Source organism: Psychrobacter sp. H26 (assembly GCF_059073035.1).
The window spans coordinates 2,124,880-2,148,201 of record NZ_JCACRW010000001.1 but is presented as its reverse complement, the minus strand read 5'-3'; the positions used below and the strand labels follow the sequence as shown (position 1 = coordinate 2,148,201).

Genomic DNA, 23,322 nt, shown 5'->3' with positions numbered 1-23,322 from the left:
AAGGCGTTATGGATGCTTACTTATTGATATCATCGTTAAGATTGCTACCAGGAAGCGTCTGATCACTGTTGTAGATGTCATTGGTATCTACGCGAGGCGTTTCGATAACATCAGTACGCAAGTCAGTGGTAGACGTAGTAGCAGCTGAAGGCGTGTTTTCACGTACTGAATCAGCGACTTTTTCTTGCGTCGATGAGCTTGGCGTGACTGCAGACTTCGCTTTCGCTTCGTCACGTTCACGATCCATTTTGTCTTGCATCTTACGTAGGAAGCGTGCGGCTGCTTCTTGACCACCAAGACCAAACGATAGGGCAAAGGCAACGGCTACGGCACCTAAAGTTAGGCCAAATGCTAGATTGACGATCGAATCAGCAATACCCATTGCTTTTAGACCCATAGCAAGTACAAGGCCCATAATCAATACACGTACAATGTTTGCTAAAAACTGTGAACCTTGCTCAGAACGTTCAACAACGCCTGCAATGATATTGGCAAGCCAGAATCCAATGAATAGGATAATCGCACCCAATACGATGTTAGCACCAAAAGCGATGAACATCGTGATGATGCCTGATATAGCAACAAAACCTAATAGATCGGCGGCTGCAATAGCTGCAAATAGCATAGCAAAGAAGATAATCGCATGACCAACTAAGTCCGATACTCTCTGGCTGCCCATGGTTTCTTGCAAGCCAACTTTGGCAGGCAATTGATTCACTTGCGTATTCTCAAGCAAACCTTTGACGATATTGGCGACCATACGAACAACATAGAAAGTCACTACTAGGATAGCGACTGCCATAAAGATATTTGGCAATGCTTCCATAATTTTGTTAAGCATATTGGTCGCAGGACGAGCAATTACTTCGATTTTCAATGCATTTAACGCAGCAATAATCGTTGGAATAATAACTACTAAAAATGCTAGCGAACCTGCAATGTTAGGTAGGCTGTTTTGTTCACTTAAGCCTGCTTTTGACGCCAATGCTTGAACGTTAAACGTAGAAACAAGATTGGTTACGATGCCGCGAACCACTTTGGCAATGATGTAACCGACAACAAATACCACACCTGCAATCAGGATGTTAGGAATAAAGCTGAAGATTTTGTCGACCATATTTGTTAATGGGGCAAACAAACCATCAAGCTCTAACTGACCAAGTACCATGGTCAACACCACTAACAAGATGAACCAGTAGACCATGTCAGCAATCGTGCTGCTCATCGGTTTTACGCCAGCTTTTGCGCTTAGACGCTCATCCATTGAGGTTTTAGACAGTGCAGCATTGATAGCAGTACGAGCTACCGTAGCAACGACCCAACCGATGACACCAAGAGCAATTGCACCGATGAGGTTAGGAATAAACGCCAATACTTGGTTGACCATATTTGCAAATGGCGCCGAGATTGAGTTTAGGTTCAGTTGGCTAAGCGCGCCTGAAATGGCAATGATAAAGATAAACCAAAAAACAATCTTGGAGATAATGCCCTCAAGATCGTAAGTTTTACCGGTTGAAGAGTTCATGCGTTGATTGAGATTGACTTTAGATAGGACACCGCGGACAAGTGCTGCGATACCGAGTGCTACTAGCCAACCAATGATAAATATCAAAATAGCACCAATGATAGAACCGATAGGCCCACCAAGATAACCGTTAAAAGATGTATACATTGGGTTCATCTTATCCTCCTTGAAGCATCCTATAAATATCGCTAATAAAACTATGAGTGAGCGAGACAGATATGTAGATGATTATTAAAATAATGTCTTGGGGTTTAGTTATACGAAGATAGTATTTTTTGAATGGTTCTATCATCAACGGCATCAGTTTGGTTTTTAGTTATCGATTTACTACTGATACTCATATGTTGATAATAAATGTCAACATTCGATTACTTATCTCCTTAACGAACTCAGCTTAACTGAAGTATTGATGGATTTAAAGACAGAAAGCTTTACCCGACACTATATTTGTGTGATAACTTGTTATTATCACAGGAAATATTTACACAGATTGTACATTCGCCCGATAATTTTGCGCAAAGCGTGGTTCCCAAAACTAAGATTTGTTATTATAGAGAAATGTGACATCTCGCCACTATTCTTACAATTAGAGAGTACTTTATGAAAAAAATCACTACTTTAAGCGTTAGCGCTCTTGCTAGTGCTATGTTGTTAATGACAGGTTGTAGCACTAATAACGGCAGTCAAGAAACAGCCGCTCAAAGCGTTTCTATCACAGAGCAAAGCTCAGCAAGTGAAAAAGTGGGCTATAGCTTAGGCTTCATGATGGCAGAAGGTAATAAAGAAGCAGTTAAAGATCTGAACCTAGATACTTTTGAAAAAGGCTTCCGTGATGGCTATGAAGGCAATGACTCAGCATTGACTCAAGAGCAGATGCAAGAAGTATTGATGACCTATCAAAAAGAACAAGAAGAGCAGTTCGTCAAAGACATGGAAAACAAAGCAACAGAAAACAAAACAGCAGGTACTGCATACCTAGCAGAAAATGCGAAGAAAGAAGGCGTCAAGCAAACTGATTCTGGCTTACAGTACAAAGTACTAAAAGAAGGTACTGGTAAATCACCAAAAGCAACTGATGTGGTGGAAGTCAACTACGAAGGTAAATTGATTGATGGTACCGTATTTGATAGCTCTTATGAGCGCGGTGAGCCAATCGAGTTCCCACTTAACCAAGTAATCGCTGGCTGGACAGAAGGTCTACAGTTGATGAAAGAGGGCGGCAAGTACGAGTTCTATATCCCATCAGATATCGCCTATGGCGAAGCGGGTAATGCGGGTATCGAGCCTAACAGCACGCTTATCTTCACGGTTGAGCTATTGAGTGTAAAGTAAGTATTTAGCGCGTGAAATAAGTATCTAGCGAATAAAAAGCCTTCATAATGATTATGAAGGCTTTTTTTGCGCAAATATTTTAGTTTTGATTGATATTACCCTTGTTAGAACAAGTCAAATAAGAATAATATCAGCTTTGCTATCCTCTATAGGTTCTTTTGAAAAACTTTAGAGTTGCGACCATTGTGGTACTGCTCTTGACGTGATTCTGGTAAGGCATCTGCTTCAACTTCAGCAAAGCCTTGCTCAACGAACCAATGCGCAGTACGAGTCGTCAAAACAAATAGCTTATGCAAGCCATGACTGCGCGCTTGTTGCTCCAAGAACGCCAGCAAGTCAGCACCGCGACTACCACTGCGATACTCAGGACGTACAGCCACACAAGCCACTTCTGCTGATTCAGCATCTAGCGTATGTAGCGCGGCACAGCCCAAGATCATACCATCACGTTCGATGACACTATAATTATCAATCTCTTGCTCTAGGCGTTCACGTGAGCGGCTGACTAAGATGCCTTGCTCTTCTAGAGGAGATAGCAGCTCGATAAGACCAACCACGTCATCAATGTTAGCACGGCGAATCTCTTCGTAAGGGTCGTGGCTGATAAGCGTACCAGAACCATCACGAGTGAATAGCTCTTCTAGTAGTGCGCCATTTTTGGCGTAGGAGATGATATGTGTACGATGTACCCCTTGGCGACATGCTAGACTTGCGCAGTTTAAGAAGTAATTGATTTCACAGTTTAGATCACGGTCACGCAAGAAGCGATCCACTTCGTTGGGAATCATCTCATGTAATAAACGATCACCATCATTGATGCCAGCTTCCTCACCCAAGAAGATAAGCTTATCAGCTCCTAACGCTACTGCAGCACTAAGCGCAACGTCTTCTGCCAACAGGTTAAACACCTCACCCGTCGCTGAATAGCCCATAGAGCCTAATATCACGGTGTGGTCGTGTAATAAATTGTTTTTGATGGCTTCCACATCGATAGAACGAACTTCGCCCGTCATTTGATAATCAATGCCTTCACGGATGCCATAAGGGCGCGCCGTCACAAAGTTACCTGAGATAGCATCAATGCGCGAACCATACATAGGCGAATTGGCAAGCCCCATCGACAGCTGTGCTTCGATCTGTAAGCGAATAGCGCCAACCGCCTGTAGGATAGCTGGCATCGCTGCACGCGGAGTGATACGGATATCTTGATGTAGCGGAGACTCAATGTTGTCGTCTTTGAGGTTCTTTTCGATTTGTGGTCGTGCCCCATGCACCAGTACCAGCTTGATGCCCAAACTATGGAGCAAAGCAAAGTCATGAATCAATGTGCTGAAGTTAGGATGATTGACCGCTTCACCGCCAAACATGATCACGAACGTTTTGCCGCGATGGGTATTAATGTATGGGGCAGAGTTACGGAACCAATGGACGTATTCAGGATTAATCTGGGGCATGGAACTAGTAGTCATAATGGGAGCAGTAGTCGTTAGAATAAGAAAGAGTGCGCAGCAAAAACATGCCTTACGCTAAAGATTTACCATAGCAAAAAACGCGGTTATGAGCTATCTTTTATTTCAGCTGTGTTCGGGTGTTTTATCGCAATATTATGATATACACAACCTCAACACGGGGTTAATGTACACACAAAAGCTTTTTGCTATGCTAAGCGCTATTGCTTTACGGTTAGCGAACGAAGATAATCATAAAAATAGTGATTTTATAAGAAGCAACTCTGTAAGAAGCAACTCTGTAAGAAGTGACTTTATAAAAAGAGTGGCTCTGAAAAAATAGCAACTGTGACGTGATCATGTACTTGATAGGAAAAAATAGTCAAAAAGCAAATAATGCTAACTTGCTTATCGGCTATGGTTTAAGTCATACCATCAGTTATATGTGCTGTAGTATTAGGGCTAGGTTGCTCAAGTAGTCATGAGCGATATAAGACAACTATTGAATAGATTTAAAAAGTTTACGTTTTGCCATCTGCGTTTTACCGAAATATCAACTAGGGATAATGAGAATTATGAAAAAAAGTAACCAATTTGCTAGCCCATTTAGTGCTTGGAGCGGTCATCGCTTATTTCACGTTGTTGCCGGTACGCTCATCGGTGCAATGGTAGTCACGCAAGCGTCAGCAATGCTCCCAACACCAGAGCAAGCAGTTGATAGTTCAATGGCAATGCAGGCAAGTGCGAGCGGTAACTCAAGCGCCCAAGCGGTCAATAGCAAAATCACAGCATCGTTGGTAAGCGTCGATGCCAATGGTCAAGAGACTCTCGTTCCTGTTGATACTAATACTAGATTGCAATCTGGCAATGTTTTGGAGTATCAAGGATACTTCACCAATACCAATGCAGATCGTGTGCGTAAGATGACGGTTACTATGAGTATTCCTGATCAAGTAGAGCTGCTTGGTACTGTGGCACCTGATTTCCCATATGGTAGTGTTGATGGCAACAACTTCGCTCGTATGCCACTACGTACAAAGGTAGATAATCAACTGCAAGATGTCGCGCTCAGATACTATAAAGCAGTTCGCTGGGATCTCGAAGGCGTTGGTCTGAATGATACGGTAGCAGTAAAGTACCGCGCACGTGTTAAATAACACTAAATCAGCTACGGCTTGGAAAACGTTACTTTGAGGCGTTTGCTAAGCGCTAATAAGTAACAATAGGTTCTAGTACAAAGCACCACGGCTTATGGCTATGGTGCTTTTTTATGTACTGAAATAAATGTTGGCTGAAATTTTTTAGTAAGTGCTTTTAGATAAGCGTCTTTGGATAGGCCTGACTAAAGGGTTGCGTATTTGCTTTTGGATTTTTCTTGTATCAGTTGTTTGATAGCGCTGATGTGTGATGCAGTCGCTTGTGAGCCTGCTTCTATAAGATGACGGCGCTGCCCGGTATCTATTGAGCTTATGTGTCCCACATTTGGTGCAATGACAATATCAGCACGATCTCGCTCGCGGCGCATTGGTGAGGTGCGATTGTTCGTTGCGGGTGATACGATATTGGTTTCGAGAAACCCCCAAAAGTCACTCAATGAGCTGATGGTTAAGGGGGGATTAATCGTAGCGACATTGTCTTGAGCAGTGGTCACATCAACAGCAATAACGATATCCGCACCCAAGTCACGAGCGCTATCTACAGGGACTAGGCTCACCACCCCACCATCGACGTATTTTTTACCGACTTTTTCGGGGATGCGCGGCGCGATAAAAATATTAGGCACGCTACAAGAGGCTTGAACAGCAAGACCTGCATCACCCGTCGTAAAGACGGCCTTTTTTAGAGTATGCTTTTCTGCTGCGACCGCTGCAAAGCTAATAGGAAATTCCTCTATTGCTTTTGCGTTCACTTTATTATTAATAAAGTTTTTGAGCTTGATACCTTCAACAAATCCTTGATTGGATATCGTAAAATCTGTCAGCTGGCTGCTCGATGTGGTCAGTGCCAACTGCTCAAGCTGTGCAGGCGTGTAGCCACTCGCATACAAGCTGCCAATTAAGCTACCGACACTGGTACCAACCACCATTGTAGGCTTAATGCCATTCTCTTCTAATGCTTTGATTACCCCCACATGAGCAAAGCCTTTCGCACCGCCGCCGCCCAATACCAGTGCAACACTAGGTGGCTCTATGGCTGGTTCTGACGTTACTGAATAGTTGGGCGTCAAGGTGCTACAAGCACTGATAGTAAGTCCAAATACAGTCATCAGACTGGCGCGTAGTAGGCCTAGAGGAAGGTGACTATAAAAAGCAGAAGCGAACATAAAAGCACCTTATAGCGTTGCCATGATGTAAAAAGAAGATAGAAGTTGTTCAATGGATAACAGTCAGACGTTCAGTCGTTTGCCATTGGATTGTTTTGCAGCAGTACTACCAAATAGCTGGGCATAAGCAATTGTATTGTCAGCTATAATGATACGAATTGGTATTTTTATATGTGCTATATATGGTAGCTATTTTATGACAACTGCCAACATGTACGGTATATTAAAAACACACTTAGTATATAAAAATTAAAAATAATATCGTTAGGATTTTTGATGTCAGTATCAACGAATACTTCTTTAGCCAGTGTAAAAGTCCACACAAGGTCTGATTTACCACTTTCATCGCTAGACATGCCAGTGACAGCGCTGGCAGGCGTTGGGACAAAAGTGGCAGAGCAACTAGCGCAACTGAATATCAAACGGATATTTGATTTGCTACTCCACTTACCGCGTGATTATGAAGATCGTAGTCGGCTGGTATCAATCGGTGAGGTGGCGCATGGACAGTCGGCGTTGATCACTGGTCGGGTCGTCCATGTCGATACCAAACGCAGCGGTATGACCGTGACCGTGGACGATGATACGGGCACGATATCCTTGCGGTTTTTTAAGGTCTATCGTGGTCTGGTACAGACCATGAATATGGGGACACGGCTACAGCTGTTTGGGGAAGTCAAAGTCAGCCGTTACGGCAAACAAATACATCATCCTGAGTATCAGATCATCACTGACAATACTGTCACAACCGATACCGGTCTACAGCCTATCTATCCTAGCGTGAAAGGTCTGCATCAAAACAAACTACGCACCTTGATTAAACTGGCATTGCAGACAGTTCGTAGTCAGGGTTTGCCCATGACTTTATTCACAGCCGAAGACTTTACAGTCGTTGCTGATTTACCACTCGTGCCGTTTGAACCTGCCACACCAGCTGTATCTGAGACAGAATACCCAGAAGATATTTTTTCGACGTTGGCGCGTAGCGTGCCTGACAATGTGACTAGCAATGCGATTGGCAATAGAGTCTATAAACCCAGTCCTTCTACCTATCAGGCAGATAACGACATACATAACGTCGCTGCCAGTATTGCTCAGCACAATGTCTATAATTTGACGATATTTGAAGCATTAGTGCTGTTACATACACCGCCGACTTATACAAATGCGAGCCAGCAGTACAAGTTATTGACTCAACTGACGGCACGCACTCATGCTGCCTGTCAGCGTTTGATTATTGAAGAGTTAACTGCTCATCAGCTCAGTCTACTATATCGCCGCCAGCAACTGCATCAGCACAAAGCGCCTAAATGTACTACTCATAGCCAGATTACCGATAAGTTGTTTGGCGCATTGCCGTTTGATTTAACAGGTGCGCAAAAAAGAGTAATGACAGATATCATCACAGATATGGCAACCTCAATTCCGATGCTGCGATTGGTACAGGGTGATGTGGGTGCTGGTAAGACATTGGTTGCAGCAGGGGCTGCCGGATATGCGTTAGATAGCGGCTGGCAAGTGGCCGTAATGGCGCCGACTGAGATCTTGGCAGAACAGCATTTGGTAAACTTCAAGCAATGGTTTGAGCCACTAGGGATCAGTGTTGGCTGGCTTGCTGGCAAGCAAACGGCCAAACAACGTCGTGAGGCATTGGAAGCAGTTGCAGGAAATACCGTACAAGTCATCGTTGGTACGCATGCTCTGTTTCAGGAGCAAGTGCAGTTTGCCAAGCTGGGTCTTGTCATCATCGATGAGCAGCATCGATTTGGCGTTGAGCAGCGAATGGCATTGACCAATAAAGGCGTGGCCAATAGCACGCCGCACCAACTGATCATGACAGCAACACCAATTCCGCGGACGCTGGCGATGAGTGTCTATGGCGACATGGATACCTCCATCATTGATGAGTTGCCGCCAGGACGTACACCAATTACGACGGTGACCGTTGATCGGAACCGACGTGATGAGGTGATTGAGCGCATAGCTGTTAATTGTGAGGCAGGCAGGCAAGCCTACTGGGTGTGCTCGTTAGTCGAGGCATCAAGCGTGCTAGATGCACAAGCGGCTGAAGCCACCTATGAAGACTTAAATGAGCGCTTAGATATTCGCATTGGGCTGGTGCATGGCAAAATGAAATCTGCTGATAAGCAAGCTATCATGCAAGCGTTTAAGGAAGGTAGCTTGGACTTGCTGATTGCGACAACGGTAATCGAAGTAGGTGTCGATGTCCCTAATGCGTCGCTTATGGTGATCGAAAATGCTGAGCGCTTGGGTCTATCACAACTGCATCAATTACGCGGGCGTGTTGGGCGAGGCTCTACTAAAAGCTACTGTGTGCTGCTCTATCAAAAGCCACTCTCAGAGACTGGCACAGAGCGTCTCAAGGTATTGCGTGATAGCACTGATGGCTTTGTCATTGCTCAAAAGGATCTAGAGCTGCGTGGACCGGGTGAACTGCTGGGTAAGCGCCAAACGGGTAACGTTGGATATTATTTGGCTGACCTGATACGTGATGAGCAATTATTTGCCATTGCTCAGCGTTTGGCTAAGCATTTGATAGCAGATCCAGCGCGTAAACCAGATGTCAGCCAATTAATTCATCGCTGGATGCCAGAGGCCAGTCGTTATACCAACGCCTAGTCAGCTCAAGCCTAGCAATATCGTCTGCGATTTTCGTACCATTAATAAACAGCAAAAAAGAGGACAGCCAAAGCTATCCTCTTCTATTTTGAACCCAAGCTATTTCATAAAAGCGGCTTACTCTCAGCATTAAGCCATTTCTCAGCAAAAAGCTATTTGGCTTTTTTAGCTTTTTTTAATGACTTCTTTAAATCTTTAAGGTCTTTCTGTTTTTTCTTAATTTTTACTTTGGTATCTTTAATCTCTTGCTTAATCTTTTTTACTTCTACTTTATTAGCCATGATGGTTTCCTTTATTGATGACATTATATCAATAATGACAAATTACCTCATAAATACAAGTATAAACTGTAGGGCGTATGTATCGTGAGTTATTGCAAGTTGCTGTTTTAAGTGCGCCTTTTACATATCCGTGCATTCGCTGCGACATCATGTTCAGCTACTTATCTATCCAAAGGATAAAGGATTAAGCGTTATTGTCAAAGAGATGCCTTGAAGGTTGAATATTAGATATAAAAGAATAGATAAATAGGTTTGGACGCAATGTGGATACACAACGATAAACTATCGTGGTCGGTTTTTTACTCACATTATAATTTTGGCTGTTAATATCTTTATCAAGTTCAATGTCTTACTATATTCTGATAATCATCATCAATTGACTATGCAGATATTCTACACAATTGACCCTGTAAAGAGATAGTCTACAATGATAAAAGACTATTGTTGATAATATCGGTTTACATCATCTTGTTTCCCTTATACTTTTTGCGGCGTTAGTACCGTGCTTATTTATAGAGACCAACTATGAGTGATTTTAAACAGCCTGAGGATAAGCACGTACCAACTCGCGAGCAAGACACCAATATTGAGCCATCCGAACCCTCCAAACTACCACCGTATCGTCAATCTGATACCCTGTCTCAAAAGCCCACTTCCAAAATGCCGCTATGGCTGCTGCCTGTATTGGCAGCGGTGCTGGTCGTTGGTGTCCTCTTGGGCAAGTATTGGGGCAATAATGATACGGCAGCAACGGACGAGTCAGCAGCGTCCACTAGTTTGGCAGGCGATAGTGTAGCCGATGGTAGCACTAGTACGGAGCAGTCTGTGCTCTCAGTAGAAACTATCAGTCCAAGCCAAGAGGATATCGGTAGTACACTCAGTGCTGATGGCACCATTAATGCCAAAGACACTGCCAACGTCAGTGCAAAAGTAAATGGTGTTGCCATCGAACGTATACTGGTCGAGGAGGGTGACCGTGTAAGCGCAGGACAAGTCCTCGCAATGTTTGACACCGATGCGATGGAGCAACAAGTGCTGCAGGCTGAGGCAGATGTCGCAGAAGCAGAAGCAACGCTTGCCAATGCTAGTGCAGATGCGGCACGTGTATTGCCTCTTATCGATATTGATGCCATTAGCAAACAAGAAGCTGATCGCTATCGTACCTCTGAAGTACGTGCAAGAGCCGCTTTGCAGGCGTCCAAAGCTCGTTTGAGCAATCAGCGTTTGACACGTGATAATGCAAAAGTGGTCGCACCAGTGAGCGGTATCATCAGTGCCAAGATGGTAGAGGTTGGGCAGGTCGCAGGCGGCGAGCCTTTATTTACAATTATCAAAGGCGGTATTTTAGAATGGCAGGCTGATATCGACCCTAAACTCATTGGCGATATCAACGTTGGTACATCGGTACGAGTCGCTCTGCCTGGCGGTGATGCAGTGATGGGGCAGGTGAGCCGTATTGCCCCGACAGCAGACAGCAATCGCCAAATCACGATTTATGCAAGTTTGGCTCCCAATGCAAACATACGTGCTGGCATGTATCAGACAGGCCAGTTCCTGCTTGGAAGTACCAATACCCAAACGATTCCGAATAGCGCTATCGTGAGCAACGATGGCTACGATTATGTGATGCTAGTGATGGCTGAGACCACGTCTCGAGACGACAAGTCTATGGGCCGTATCAAGCAACAGCGTGTGACACTAGGCGAAAGACTGGGTGAAAATGTCGCCGTATTAGAGCCTTTGCCAAGTGATAGCCGAATTGTAAAACAAGGTGGTAGCTTTTTAAATGATGGTGACTTGGTGCGTATCGTAGATGGTGTGAGCCAAACGAGTACAGCAGTGCAGGCACAGTCATGAGTTTAAACGTCTCCGCTTACTCGATCAAAAACCCGCTAGTGGCTATCTTGCTGTTTGTGCTTCTAACATTGGGCGGTATTTACGGCTTCATGAAAATGAAGGTGCAGCAGTTCCCAGATATAGATCTACCCGCTGTGGTCGTGACGGTAACACTACCAGGCGCCGCGCCCTCACAGCTCGAAAACGACATCGCAAAAAAGATCGAAAATAAGCTGACCAGTATCGAGGGTGTGAGTCACATTCGTACCACGTTACAGACTGGTGCCGCGACGATGGCGACTGAGTTTACGTTAGAAAAAGACATTCAAGAAGCCGTCGATGATGTACGCTCGGCAGTCGGTGAAGTACGAGGAGATTTACCAGCCGCTGCCAATGATCCTATTATTACCAAAGTATCTACGGCAGGGTTTCCAGTCGTCACTTATTCTGTGGCCGCTCAAAACATGAGTGTGGAGGATCTATCGTGGTTTGTCGACGATACCGTCACCAAGCGGCTCTCTGATATACCTGGTGTCAGTACCGTTAGCCGTGTTGGAGGTCTACAGCGTGAAATCACAGTTGCTGCTGATCCAATTGCGCTCAGTGGTCTAAAACTATCCATCTCGCAACTGTCACAGCAAATCGCTGGTATCCAGCAAGACAGCTCGGGTGGGGAAGCTGAAGTGGGTAATACCACTCAAACTATCCGTGTGCTGGGTGCTGTTGAGCGTGCAAATGAGCTCAATAATGTACAGGTTGCTGTGCCCACAGGCGGTACACAAGCGCTTGGACGTATGGCACAAATTACTGATGGCGCCGCTGATCCAAGCTCTATTGCTAAGTTGGATGGGGAGACGGTGGTGGCGTTCGACATCACTCGCTCACGCGGTGCCAGCGAAGTCGATGTCATGAAGCTTGTCGATGAGGAACTTGCCAAGCTCACAGCTGATGTAGGTAATATCAATATCGAAAAAGTTTATGATCGCGCAACGCCAGTAGCTGAAGACTATGAATCCTCGCTACGTATGCTAATCGAAGGAGGTATTTTAGCCGTTGTCGTCGTATTTCTATTCTTGCGCAATATTCGAGCGACGATTGTGGCTGCTGTTGCCCTACCTTTATCAGTAATACCGACCTTTTTGGGTATGTATCTGTTTGGGTTTAGCCTCAATATCATCTCGCTGCTGGCGTTGTCATTGGTCATCGGGGTGTTGGTTGATGATGCCATCGTCGAGGTCGAAAACATTATTCGGCATTTACGTATGGGAAAGACGCCTTATGAGGCGGCTATGGAAGCGGCCGATGAGATTGGTCTGGCGGTGGTTGCCACTACTTTTACTTTGATTGCGGTGTTTTTACCGACGGCATTTATGGGCGGTATTGTCGGACAGTTCTTTCGTCAGTTTGGTTGGACCGCTGCGTTATCTATCTTTGCATCACTGATGGTAGCGCGTCTGATCACCCCTATGATGGCAGCGTATATACTCAGACCAGAGAAAAAGCACATCGAAAAACAAAGCGCGATCATGACGTATTATCTTAAGATTGTCTCTTGGACACTGCATCATCGCTGGCTCACTATGGCTGCTACGCTGGTACTGTTCGTGGCTTCACTAGGGTTAGTCAAACTGTTACCGACCTCGTTCATTCCGGATAATGACATCGACCAGACTCGGGTAGCCATTGAGCTGACACCTGATGTCTCATTGGCCGATACAGAACGCGTGGCGGCACTTGCTAGCACTCGTATCTTAGCAATGCCTGAAGTGACCAATATTTTCACCTCAGTGGGAGAGGCGCAAGCGTCAATGGGCGCATCAGATGGTGGTGGCGGTAAAGCTGAGAACATCGCAGGCTTAGATATTGTGCTGGCGCCGCGTGCAGAACGAGGCACCAAAAAAGAAATCGAACGAAAAATCAGCGAGTTGATGACAGGTGTGCCAGGAGCACGCTTTACGGTAGGCTTATCAAGTGGCGGAGAGAGTGGATATAACTTTTCATTGACCAGCACCAATCCGCAACTGCTGGAGCAAACGGCCCAGCAAATCATGACCGAAATACGCGGGCTACCGAGCGCAGGCGCTGTGACCAGTGACCGTAGTCTGCCGCGTCAAGAGCTGACGGTAACGCCTGATAGACTGGCAATGGCTGATAAAGGGGTCACAACTCAGGACATAGCGACCACATTGCGCGTGGCGACTGTTGGCGACTACGAGCAGCGCTTGTCAAAGCTCAATCTGGATACGCGTCAGATTCCTATCGTGGTGCGTCTGCCAGATGTGGCCAAGCAAAATGTGAGTCAGTTAGAAGGTCTATATGTACCGAGTACACTACCTGCAGGACAAGGGGTACGTGTGGGCGAGGTCGCTGATCTAGACTTTGGCACAGGTCCTGCGCAGATCAGTAGGTTAGATCGCGAGCGGGCTATCAGTATCACCGTACAACCAGCGAGTGGTGAGCTTGGTGATTTGGTTCAAGCGGTCAAATCTGTACCCACCATGCAGCAACTGCCATCTGCGATTACTATCATTGATCAGGGTCAAGCTGAGAACATGGCCGATCTCTTTAGTGGGTTTATTATTGCCATGTCGGTAGGAGTGGTCTGTATTTTGGGTGTGCTTATCTTGTTGTTTGGTCGTCTGTTGCAGCCGTTTACTATTTTAATGGCATTGCCGTTATCGATAGGCGGGGCGTTTGTTGGTTTGGTCATTACCAATAGTAGCTTGTCGATGCCCTCGATGATTGGCTTTATCATGCTTATGGGTATTGCGACCAAAAACTCAATTCTGCTCGTCGACTATGCACTGATTGCGCAGCGCCAAGGCTTGGCACGTTTTGAAGCTATCGTAGATGCATGCCGCAAACGCGCGCGCCCTATTATCATGACTACTATTGCAATGGGCGCTGGTATGTTGCCATTGGTGTTCGGTTGGGGTGATGCTGACCCAACATTTAGGCGACCGATGGCAGCAGCAGTATTGGGCGGTCTGGTCACCTCAACGCTACTTAGCCTAGTGGTCATTCCAGTCGTCTATACTCTGATGGATGATCTATCAGGATGGTTTGCCAAATGGCTGGTGCCAAGCGGTAAAGATCAGGCAACCACGGACAGTAAGATATGATGTGATCTGATGTGATGTTTTTGATTTATCATTCACGTGACATACTATTAGCAATAACGTCATACCCAAAATACACAAGCCCATACTTATTGATTAAGTATGGGCTTGTTGTCATTATATAAGAGCGCAATATACATAAGGGCCTGATGGCAAAGAATATAAATGACACGATTGCCCTATCATTTACGATCACAAAGGAATGTTATTATGAATCGAATGTCTCTTGCGGCAATCATGCTGCCCACTCGCAAGCTTCTACCAGCTGTATGTATAGGTGTGTTGGGTCTCACTAGCAGCCATGCAGTGATTTATGATATTGACCCTACACATACCAATGTACGTTTTGCTATTGACCACTTTAATACCTCGACCAACACAGGTGGGTTCTACAATCTAACTGGACAGCTAGCCTACAACGCCGCTGCCAAAACTGGTGATATCTCGTTGGTTATTCCTCTGAACAGCTTAAATACAGGAGATAAAGGGTTTGATATTGCACTCAAAAGCGCAGATTTTTTTGATGTTAAGCAGTTTCCATTAGCGCAATTTGAGTCTAATAAATGGTACTTTTCGACCGATGATAGTGGCTCAAATGTCAGTAAAATCGATGGGATGTTGACGCTACATGGCAAGACTAACCCTGTTACATTAACAGCGACTAAGTTCAATTGTTATCTGAACCCGATACTCAAAAAGCCAGTCTGCGGTGGCGATTTCACCACAACCATCGATCGAACCAAATGGGGTATTAGTAAATATACGCTATTAGGTATCACCAGCGAAGTGCAGCTGAATATCCAAATTGAAGCCGCAAAGCGATAGTAGTAGCTGTGATCAGTCCTTTAAGTATGTGACTGTGTATGAGGTTGGTCCTAATTTGTTAAAGGTGATGGTGTGATAGCGTCAGTCTTTGCTATAGTCTGCTCAATTGGATTTATTGAAGACGCTTTTATTTATATTCAAAACGTTTGTATCCAAAATATTTTCTATATCGAATCAACAGATATCTCAGTAAATATCTTGGTAATGTTGATCCCTTGGCAAAAAATAACCTCAACAATGCATTCGATGTCCCAATTGCTAATAGAACTATAAATTAACAATCACAATGATTAAAAATCTAACTCTCACAATGACTAAAAATAAGGAATAACGATGATTAATGCATATGCAGCAAAAGAGAAAGGTGGCAAATTTGAACCTTATGAGTATGATCCAGGTGCTCTAGGTGATCACGAAGTAGAAATCGAAGTACACAGCTGCGGCATCTGCCACAGTGATCTGTCAATGTGGCAAAACGAGTGGGGCATGACCGAGTACCCGTTCGTCGGTGGTCATGAAGTTGCAGGCAAAGTCCTCAATAAAGGCAAACATGTCAAGCATCTGGAACTAGGCGACAAAGTCGGACTTGGTTGGCATAAAGGGTACTGCAACGTCTGCGATCTATGTATCGGTGGCGATCATAACTTATGCCCTGAGCAAGAAGGTACGATTATTGGTAACCATGGCGGCTTTGCAGACAAAGTGCGCGCAAAAGATACCAGTGTCATAAAGGTTCCTGAAGGCCTAGATTTTAATGCAGTGGGACCACTATTATGCGGCGGTGTTACCGTATTTAACCCACTTGTAGAGTACGACATCACACCAACCTCAAGAGTAGCCGTGATCGGTATTGGTGGCTTGGGTCATCTTGCGTTACAGTTTGCCAATGCGTGGGGCTGTGAAGTGACCGCGTTCACCAGTGAGTCGAAACTAGAAGAAGCAAAAGAGATGGGCGCTCATCATTCGCTGAATTCAAGAGAAGACAGCGAAATCGAAAAAGTAGCGGGTTCTTTTGATTTAATCATCTCAACGGTGAACGTCGATATGAACTGGGATCTTGTCGTCCAGACCTTGAAGCCAAAAGGTAAACTACACTTTGTTGGCATATTAGAAGCACCGCTAGAGATATCAGCGGCACCGATGATTATGGCGCAAAAAAGCCTATCAGGCTCACCAGTCGGCTCGCCATCAACCCTACGTAAAATGTTAGATTTTGCTGCGCGACACAATATCCAGCCAGTGACTGAAACTTATAAGATGTCTGAAATCAACGAAGCATTTGAGCGCCTAGAAAGCGGCAATGCTCGCTATAGAGTGGTATTGGAAAGAGAATAGCTTCTAAGGACATTACTCTAAAGATAGAGAGCTCTAAACATAGTAGCGATAGGTCATTTAATAGATGACGTATCGCTACTATTTTTTTGTCTTGTACTCGTAGCATTGCTTGATGCTATCAAAAAATGGCTATAGGTAAAATAAGACTGCTAAGATTACTTTACTATCTTATGTAGTTTACCTTGCGAGAAATTAGTCATGTTTAGGTACTGATTTAGAGTCTTGAATATATCATATCGTTTTGATTTTTCACTTGTGACAGTTCTACCTTCTTTAAAATCTTTGGATCACAGTACGGTATCACTCGTCCACAATTTCTAATCAGACATCGTTCTCTATCCTTTCTATCCCATTTGTCGATCGCCGCCATCACTTCTCAGTTTTTTGCAGACTTAGATTTTTTATAGCAATAGTCAAAAATGCTCTTATCAATCTATACCTAATTCCAGATCTATGTGAAAGATGAATAAAATTCATCTTGTATTAAAATAGTATCGTTTTTATTCATGTAAAGTTTTGAGTATGATTCACCCATAACGATATTTTGTTCTATTTTAAATATGAAAGTGGTGAATCATTATGAGTAAAGAGTTTAGCTGTTCAATTAAAAGCATTCGTTTTGATGAAAACTATCATCCTGCTGACAATACACGACTGACGACAAATTTTGCTAACTTAGCACGCGGAGAGCAGCGCGAGGATAACCTACGCAAAACGTTGACGATGATTAACAATCGTTTTAATACCCTTGCGCATTGGGACAATCCTACAGCAGATCGTTATTCTGTTGAGATTGATATCGTCTCTGTAGATATGGATATCGAAGGCAATGGCGATGCTTTTCCTGTCATTGAAACACTCAAAACAACGATTATTGACCACAAAGAAAACAAACGCATCAACGGTATGATTGGTAATAGCTTTTCATCATATGTGCGCGATTATGATTTTAGCGTCGTGCTATTAGATCATTTCGATAAACATCCAACGTCACCGCCACCAGAGCACTTTGGTGACTTGCATGGCAAGCTGTTTCAGTACCTATTGAACTCAGATGCCTATAAAGCCAATTTCGATAAGCAGCCTGTGATTTGCCTGAGTGTGTCGACAAGCAAAACCTATCATCGTACCAACAATCAACATCCGGTATTGGGTGCCGAGTACAAGCAAGATGAATACTCGCTCACCGACGACTATTTTCACAAAATGGGCTTAGTTGTGCGATATTTTAAGCCTGAAGGTAGCGTCGCACCGTTAGCGTTTTATTTTGCAGGTGACTTACTCAGCGACTATACCGATCTTGAGCTCATCAGCGCGATCAGTACCATGGAGACCTTTCAAAAGATCTATCGTCCTGAGATTTATAATGCCAACTCAAGCGCTGGGGAAGTCTATCAGCCAAGCTTGAATTACCAAGATTATTCATTGACCCAGATCGTATATGATCGTGCAGAGCGTAGCCAAATGGCAGTGACCCAAGGCAAGTTCACCGAAACACATTTTATCAAGCCTTATCAGGATATTCTTGAGACATGGGCGGCCAGTTACTCTGTGAAAGAGGTACTGCCTAAAAAGCATGCTGCCTAATTGATCATGTCATGAAAAAACTAATAAAAGACCAATATAAAAGAAGAAGCAATATGACAGTATTACTACCAACCTCAACTGCTGGCAGCTTACCCAAACCCACTTGGCTGGCGGAACCTGAAAAAATTTGGTCACCATGGCAGCTGGACGGTGAGGATTTAATCCAAGCCAAGCAAGATGCGCTATTGGTGTCGCTACAAGAGCAGGTACAGGCAGGGACTGATATCGTCAGTGATGGCGAGCAAACCCGTCAGCACTTTGTCACCACCTTTATTGAGCATTTAGACGGCGTGGATTTTAATCAGCGCGAGACCGTGCGTATCCGCAATCGCTATGATGCCAGTGTGCCAACGGTTGTGAGCGGCGTGAGCCGCCAAAAGTCTGTGTTCGTTGATGATGCCAAGTTTTTACGTCAGCACACTGACAAGCCGATCAAATGGGCATTGCCTGGGCCGATGACCATGATTGATACGTTGTACGACAGTCATTATAAGAGCCGCGAAAAGCTGGCGTGGGAATTTGCCACCATCCTCAATCAAGAAGCCAAAGAATTAGAAGCGGCGGGCGTGGATATCATTCAGTTCGATGAACCTGCGTTTAATGTGTTCTTCGATGACGTCAACGATTGGGGCATTGCCACGCTTGAGCGTGCAATTGAAGGACTAAAGTGTGAAACGGCGGTACACATCTGCTACGGCTATGGCATCAAAGCCAATAACGATTGGAAAAAAACGCTCGGCTCAGAGTGGCGTCAGTACGAAAAAGCCTTTCCCAAATTGCAGCAGTCTAAAATCGATATCGTTTCTTTGGAATGCCAAAATTCGCGCGTACCGATGGACTTGATTGAACTGATTCGTGGTAAAAAGGTCATGGTTGGCGCGATTGATGTGGCGACCAACGACATTGAAACGCCCGAAGCGGTCGCGGATACCTTACGTAAAGCGCTACAATTTGTCGATGCCGACAAGCTCTATCCTTCAACCAACTGCGGCATGGCACCACTATCGCGCCAAGTGGCAAAAGGTAAGCTGCAAGCGCTGAGCGCAGGTACTGACATCATTCGCCAAGAGCTGGCAGGCTAAGCGTACGACAAGCGATTATTGAAAGTTGAGGGTTCAGTGATGAATGAAGCAAGCAATTTTAGAGACGCCATGTCACTGCTGACGACGGCAGTCAACGTGGTCACCACCGCAGGCGTGGCAGGCATACACGGGTTCACTGCTTCAGCGGTGTGCAGTGTTACTGATAATCCACCGACCTTGCTGGTCTGTATGAACCAATCCTCGCGCTCGCACACGCATTTTGTGGATAATAACGTCTTGAGCGTCAACGTGCTCGGCTCGCAGCATGAGCATCTATCTAATGTCTTTGCCTCAAAGCTTGAGTCAGATGAGCGCTTCACCCATGGCGCATGGCATACCTTGGCGACAGGTGCGCCTGCATTAGACGATGCGCTGGTCAGCTTCGATTGCGAGATTGAGCAAGTACAAGCGGTGGGTACGCATAGCGTCTTTATGTGCCGCGTCGTCGCTATTAGCCAAACTGACAGACATGCTGAGGGCGGAGATGGGTCAGGCGAGAGTCTGGTCTATTTCAACCGTCGCTATCATCCAGTCGGTCAAGTCCGTCAAATAGACATAGCTTAACCGTACCCTTCTATCCTCTAACCAAAAGTAACGATTCTGTGGAACTTATCATATTTTTAATCATTGGGGCCTTAGCAGGCTTTGCGGCGGGGCTGTTCGGCGTGGGCGGCGGCACCATCATCGTACCGCTGTTGTTTATCGTTTTTACTCAAATAGACTACAGTCCTGATAATGTAATGCATCTGGCGCTGGGCACCTCGCTTGCCACTATCATTGTCACCTCTATCAGCTCGCTCATGGCGCACAACAAAAAGGGCGGGGTCATGTGGCCGGTCTTTAAAAACCTAACCCCAGGTTTAGCCATCGGCTGCTTTTTGGGGGCAGGGATTGCAGGGCAGATATCAGGATTGTACCTTCAGCTGATTGTAGGTGTGTTTTTGCTGTGGGTTGCCTATAAGATGTTTATAGGCGGCAAAAAGAAAACAAACAACAGCGCCCAGCATACCGATGCCGCGTTGCCATCAAAACCGAAGCAACTGGCAGCAGGCGCGGGTATTGGTATTGCCTCCGCTATTTTTGGTATTGGCGGTGGCAGTTTAACGGTGCCCTATCTCACACGTTACGGTGTGGTGATGCAAAAAGCGGTAGGCACGTCCGCTGCCTGCGGTCTACCAATCGCTATCGCAGGCGCGCTTGGTTTTATTATTTTTGGGATGCAGGCCAATATCAATGTACCTAATGCGATTGGCTTTGTGCATATCTATGCCTTTTTGGGTATCAGTATCATGAGCTTTTTTACCGCCAAGCTGGGCGCAAAAGTCGCGCATATCTTGTCACCAGCGCTACTAAAAAAATGCTTTGCAGTGCTGCTGACTGTTGTAGGGTTTTACTTTCTGTATAAAGGATTGTTTTGAGGGTTTGGAGTGGTGTATCTAAAGGATAAAGCTTATGAACAAGGATAGTGCCTAATGCTGCGAGCCATGTATAGTTTAGTGAGCTTTTTTAGGTAATCTACATATATGTTGGAGGGGAGAGAGTTAATTGGCTAGGATATGCTTGCAACAGAATCATAGATTAATTCTAATAATCTAAGTGATCAGGTTTTTAACTGATCGGCACTTTTTGATATTTTGTTTATACGTATAACCTATATCGAGAGGTTTTTATATCAAATGAACAAGATCAGTAACCTGCTTCATTTAATAGGCGATACATGTCGCACCCATTTTGATTACCACTATCACAAGCCCTACCAAACCATTCTTTTGCTTGAAACTTATCTTGACGCACACCAGTACCATCTTGGTAAAGTAAACCAAGATGGTACTGGGCAGTGACATATCCTTGCTCAGCTGACTTTTGGTACCAATTGATAGCGGTAGCCAAGTCTTGATGAACACCTTTGCCCTCTTGGTAAAGTGAACCGAGATGATACTGGGCAGTGACATATCCTTGCTCAGCTGACTTTTGATACCAACTGATAGCAGTAGCTAAATCTTGACGAACGCCTTTGCCCTTTTGATAGAGCAAACCAAGATGATACTGGGAAATAGCATGACCTTGTTCAGCGGCCTTTTGGTACCAATTGATAGCGGTAGCCAAATCTTGACGAACGCCTTTGCCCTCTTGATAGAGCAAACCAAGATGATACTGGGAAATAGCATGACCTTGTTCAGCGGCCTTTTGGTACCAATTGATAGCGGTAGCCAAATCTTGACGAACGCCTTTGCCCTCTTGGTAGAGCAAACCAAGATGATACTGAGAAATAGCATGACCCTGATCAGCGGCCTTTTGGTACCAATTGATAGCGGTAGCCAAATCTTGACGAACACCTTTGCCCTTTTGATAGAGCAAACCAAGATGATACTGAGAAATAGCATGACCCTGATCAGCGGCCTTTTGGTACCAATTGATAGCGGTAGCTAAATCTTGACGAACACCTTTACCTTCTTTGTAAAATGAACCAAGATGATACTGAGAAATAGCATGACCCTGCTCAGCTGCCTTTTGATAAGACTTGGCAGCTATAGTCAAGCTTTCACCAAGATAAGATCTTTTTCTTCTATTATAAAAGAAAAGCTTTTTTAGGTACTTAAAAACCATTGTCCATTCTTTAATAGTAATATTGTTGATATTAGAAAGAAAGATGCTAAATAAAGCAATTACCTTTAGTGGATCATCATGTTGTTTGTCCGAGATTTAGTTACTACCAGTAGTTTTCTTAATATACGATCTATGACCGCTATTTTAGAAATCGCGGCCCATGTTAACAAACATTAAAAGTAAAATATATCTATTGGAATAGATAATTGAGAGATTCAAACTACTCGGACTGTTGACAAAGCAGGGGTTTCGTTATGTTTTGCATATAATTGCCTTACAGAGAATATTATGATCTGCCCAATATGTCACTCTATTAGAGTAGATATAACACAAGTAAGTTTACAAGCTCTAATTAGCTAAATACCTACCATTTTATTGGAAAATTTGCGCTAGTAACCGCTCAAAGACTGAATTAAATAATCTGGTCTTTTGTTCGACCTTTTAGTCATCAATCAGAGTCTTAAAAGAAAGTATGGTTTAGAGAAATAATATATTCTGTCAGAGTAAAACGCTCGTATTAATGAGTAATTGTTAGCGCATTGAGCTTTTACGAGTAGTATCGGGGTCGTTACTTATATGAAGCAACAGCACCAAAAAATCTTAATGCATCTGATATTCAAGACTCTCTACCCAAGAAAACGCTTCTAAGATACGCGTCCATTGATCGTCCAAGCCTGCTTTTAGGAGTAATGGCTCACCAGTGACGGGATGACGGAGCGCCAACGTCTGAGCATGTAGCAGCATGCGCGTACAGTCATAGTGAGTACGAAAAAATCGTGTGTGCCGTATATCACCGTGGCTGGTATCACCCACGATATGATGAAATATATGTCTCATATGCCGACGCAGCTGATGCTTACGCCCCGTCTCAGGTGTTAAGTGTACAAGGCTATAGCGGCTGGTGGGATGCTTTTTTGACACTGCAAACGGTAGCTCAATTTGTGCCAAGCTTTGCCAGTGAGTCACTGCCTCTTGAGCAGGTTTGTCTAAGTTGGCGAATTTATCAGCGATGGCATCAGGCTTAAAGCTGAGCGCATAATCAATCGTACCGTGCTCTGGCATAAAGCCGCGCACCACGGCTATATATTGCTTGGTAACCTTGCGTTCAGTAAACGCCTCGGTCAAGGTGCGCGCTACGGCTGAGCTTTTGGCAAACAACAGCACGCCCGAAGTCGGTTTGTCTAAACGATGCACCGGAAACACATGGCAACCGACCGCATCACGGGTCAGCTGCATGGCAAAGCGTGTTTCGCCTTTATTCAGCCAGCTGCGATGTACTAGCAGCCCTGCTTCTTTGTTAATTGCCACTAGGTGCTCATCTTCATAGATAATGTCTATTTGGTTAGTGCTTTCACTCTCAGTATCCATGCGTTCAGTACCTA

17 protein-coding genes are annotated in these 23,322 nt (G+C 44.7%); 11 read left to right on the top strand and 6 right to left on the bottom strand.

Annotation, left to right across the window (positions count from 1 at the left end; all coding sequences use genetic code 11):
- Positions 1–16 precede the first annotated feature (16 nt).
- Positions 17–1,681, bottom strand: coding sequence for a mechanosensitive ion channel (locus AC5JPT_RS08920; protein ID WP_493857835.1), 1,665 nt, complete (start codon positions 1,679–1,681; stop codon positions 17–19).
- A gap of 444 nt (positions 1,682–2,125) precedes the next feature.
- Between AC5JPT_RS08920 and bamJ the strand changes: the two genes are divergently transcribed.
- Positions 2,126–2,857, top strand: a complete 732-nt coding sequence (gene bamJ / locus AC5JPT_RS08915) for a BamJ family beta-barrel-assembly machinery protein (RefSeq protein ID WP_443526796.1) — start codon at positions 2,126–2,128, stop codon at positions 2,855–2,857.
- A gap of 146 nt (positions 2,858–3,003) precedes the next feature.
- Here bamJ and argA read toward each other — a convergent pair whose 3' ends face one another.
- A complete protein-coding gene (argA, locus tag AC5JPT_RS08910; RefSeq protein ID WP_319052100.1) occupies positions 3,004–4,326 on the bottom strand; it encodes an amino-acid N-acetyltransferase in 1,323 nt (440 codons plus the stop codon).
- Between the two features lie 554 nt (positions 4,327–4,880).
- On the opposite strand from argA, the gene AC5JPT_RS08905 reads away from it, so the two are divergent.
- On the top strand, positions 4,881–5,462 hold the full coding sequence (locus AC5JPT_RS08905; protein ID WP_319052099.1) for a hypothetical protein: 582 nt from the start codon (positions 4,881–4,883) through the stop codon (positions 5,460–5,462).
- Between the two features lie 185 nt (positions 5,463–5,647).
- Here the strand turns inward: AC5JPT_RS08905 and AC5JPT_RS08900 are convergent, their stop codons facing one another.
- Complete coding sequence (locus tag AC5JPT_RS08900; RefSeq protein WP_493857834.1) at positions 5,648–6,628, bottom strand: patatin-like phospholipase family protein; 981 nt, start codon at positions 6,626–6,628, stop codon at positions 5,648–5,650.
- Positions 6,629–6,904: 276 nt separating this feature from the next.
- On the opposite strand from AC5JPT_RS08900, the gene recG reads away from it, so the two are divergent.
- Positions 6,905–9,268: an ATP-dependent DNA helicase RecG gene (gene recG, locus AC5JPT_RS08895; protein WP_493857833.1), complete on the top strand. Its 2,364-nt coding sequence runs from the start codon at positions 6,905–6,907 to the stop codon at positions 9,266–9,268.
- Positions 9,269–9,420: 152 nt separating this feature from the next.
- Here the strand turns inward: recG and AC5JPT_RS08890 are convergent, their stop codons facing one another.
- Complete coding sequence (locus tag AC5JPT_RS08890) at positions 9,421–9,549, bottom strand: hypothetical protein (RefSeq protein WP_493857832.1); 129 nt, start codon at positions 9,547–9,549, stop codon at positions 9,421–9,423.
- Between the two features lie 525 nt (positions 9,550–10,074).
- Between AC5JPT_RS08890 and AC5JPT_RS08885 the strand changes: the two genes are divergently transcribed.
- From AC5JPT_RS08885 to AC5JPT_RS08850, 8 genes are all read left to right on the top strand, one after another.
- Complete coding sequence (locus AC5JPT_RS08885; protein ID WP_493857831.1) at positions 10,075–11,406, top strand: efflux RND transporter periplasmic adaptor subunit; 1,332 nt, start codon at positions 10,075–10,077, stop codon at positions 11,404–11,406.
- Positions 11,403–14,507: an efflux RND transporter permease subunit gene (locus tag AC5JPT_RS08880; protein WP_493857830.1), complete on the top strand. Its 3,105-nt coding sequence runs from the start codon at positions 11,403–11,405 to the stop codon at positions 14,505–14,507. The genes AC5JPT_RS08885 and AC5JPT_RS08880 overlap by 4 nt, the downstream gene beginning before the upstream one ends.
- A 207-nt stretch (positions 14,508–14,714) precedes the next feature.
- Entirely contained in the window at positions 14,715–15,329 is a 615-nt protein-coding gene (locus AC5JPT_RS08875) for a YceI family protein (protein WP_493857829.1), read from the top strand.
- Positions 15,330–15,662: 333 nt separating this feature from the next.
- Complete coding sequence (gene ahr, locus AC5JPT_RS08870) at positions 15,663–16,664, top strand: NADPH-dependent aldehyde reductase Ahr (RefSeq protein ID WP_493857828.1); 1,002 nt, start codon at positions 15,663–15,665, stop codon at positions 16,662–16,664.
- A 579-nt stretch (positions 16,665–17,243) separates the two neighbouring features.
- Positions 17,244–18,251 carry a DUF1852 domain-containing protein gene (locus AC5JPT_RS08865; protein ID WP_493857827.1) on the top strand — a complete coding sequence of 336 codons (1,008 nt, stop codon included), beginning with the start codon at positions 17,244–17,246 and terminating at the stop codon, positions 18,249–18,251.
- Positions 18,252–18,304: 53 nt separating this feature from the next.
- Positions 18,305–19,333 (top strand): methionine synthase, encoded by a 1,029-nt coding sequence (locus tag AC5JPT_RS08860; protein ID WP_493857826.1) that lies wholly within the window; start codon positions 18,305–18,307, stop codon positions 19,331–19,333.
- A 39-nt stretch (positions 19,334–19,372) separates the two neighbouring features.
- Positions 19,373–19,897: a flavin reductase gene (locus AC5JPT_RS08855; protein ID WP_493857825.1), complete on the top strand. Its 525-nt coding sequence runs from the start codon at positions 19,373–19,375 to the stop codon at positions 19,895–19,897.
- A gap of 38 nt (positions 19,898–19,935) precedes the next feature.
- Complete coding sequence (locus AC5JPT_RS08850) at positions 19,936–20,751, top strand: sulfite exporter TauE/SafE family protein (protein WP_493857824.1); 816 nt, start codon at positions 19,936–19,938, stop codon at positions 20,749–20,751.
- 268 nt (positions 20,752–21,019) lie between these two features.
- Here the strand turns inward: AC5JPT_RS08850 and AC5JPT_RS08845 are convergent, their stop codons facing one another.
- A complete protein-coding gene (locus AC5JPT_RS08845) occupies positions 21,020–21,871 on the bottom strand; it encodes an SEL1-like repeat protein (protein WP_493857823.1) in 852 nt (283 codons plus the stop codon).
- A gap of 669 nt (positions 21,872–22,540) precedes the next feature.
- Complete coding sequence (truC, locus tag AC5JPT_RS08840) at positions 22,541–23,308, bottom strand: tRNA pseudouridine(65) synthase TruC (RefSeq protein ID WP_493857822.1); 768 nt, start codon at positions 23,306–23,308, stop codon at positions 22,541–22,543.
- Positions 23,309–23,322 lie beyond the last annotated feature (14 nt).

Coding starts and splice junctions, on each gene's coding strand:
- truC (WP_493857822.1), bottom strand. CDS start 23,308: ATGGATACTGAGAGTGAAAGCACTAACCAAATAGACATTATCTATGAA.
- AC5JPT_RS08900 (WP_493857834.1), bottom strand. CDS start 6,628: ATGTTCGCTTCTGCTTTTTATAGTCACCTTCCTCTAGGCCTACTACGC.
- argA (WP_319052100.1), bottom strand. CDS start 4,326: ATGACTACTAGTTCCATGCCCCAGATTAATCCTGAATACGTCCATTGG.
- AC5JPT_RS08905 (WP_319052099.1), top strand. CDS start 4,881: ATGAAAAAAAGTAACCAATTTGCTAGCCCATTTAGTGCTTGGAGCGGT.
- AC5JPT_RS08860 (WP_493857826.1), top strand. CDS start 18,305: ATGACAGTATTACTACCAACCTCAACTGCTGGCAGCTTACCCAAACCC.
- AC5JPT_RS08865 (WP_493857827.1), top strand. CDS start 17,244: ATGAGTAAAGAGTTTAGCTGTTCAATTAAAAGCATTCGTTTTGATGAA.
- bamJ (WP_443526796.1), top strand. CDS start 2,126: ATGAAAAAAATCACTACTTTAAGCGTTAGCGCTCTTGCTAGTGCTATG.
- AC5JPT_RS08880 (WP_493857830.1), top strand. CDS start 11,403: ATGAGTTTAAACGTCTCCGCTTACTCGATCAAAAACCCGCTAGTGGCT.
- AC5JPT_RS08875 (WP_493857829.1), top strand. CDS start 14,715: ATGAATCGAATGTCTCTTGCGGCAATCATGCTGCCCACTCGCAAGCTT.
- ahr (WP_493857828.1), top strand. CDS start 15,663: ATGATTAATGCATATGCAGCAAAAGAGAAAGGTGGCAAATTTGAACCT.
- recG (WP_493857833.1), top strand. CDS start 6,905: ATGTCAGTATCAACGAATACTTCTTTAGCCAGTGTAAAAGTCCACACA.
- AC5JPT_RS08920 (WP_493857835.1), bottom strand. CDS start 1,681: ATGAACCCAATGTATACATCTTTTAACGGTTATCTTGGTGGGCCTATC.
- AC5JPT_RS08890 (WP_493857832.1), bottom strand. CDS start 9,549: ATGGCTAATAAAGTAGAAGTAAAAAAGATTAAGCAAGAGATTAAAGAT.
- AC5JPT_RS08855 (WP_493857825.1), top strand. CDS start 19,373: ATGAATGAAGCAAGCAATTTTAGAGACGCCATGTCACTGCTGACGACG.
- AC5JPT_RS08885 (WP_493857831.1), top strand. CDS start 10,075: ATGAGTGATTTTAAACAGCCTGAGGATAAGCACGTACCAACTCGCGAG.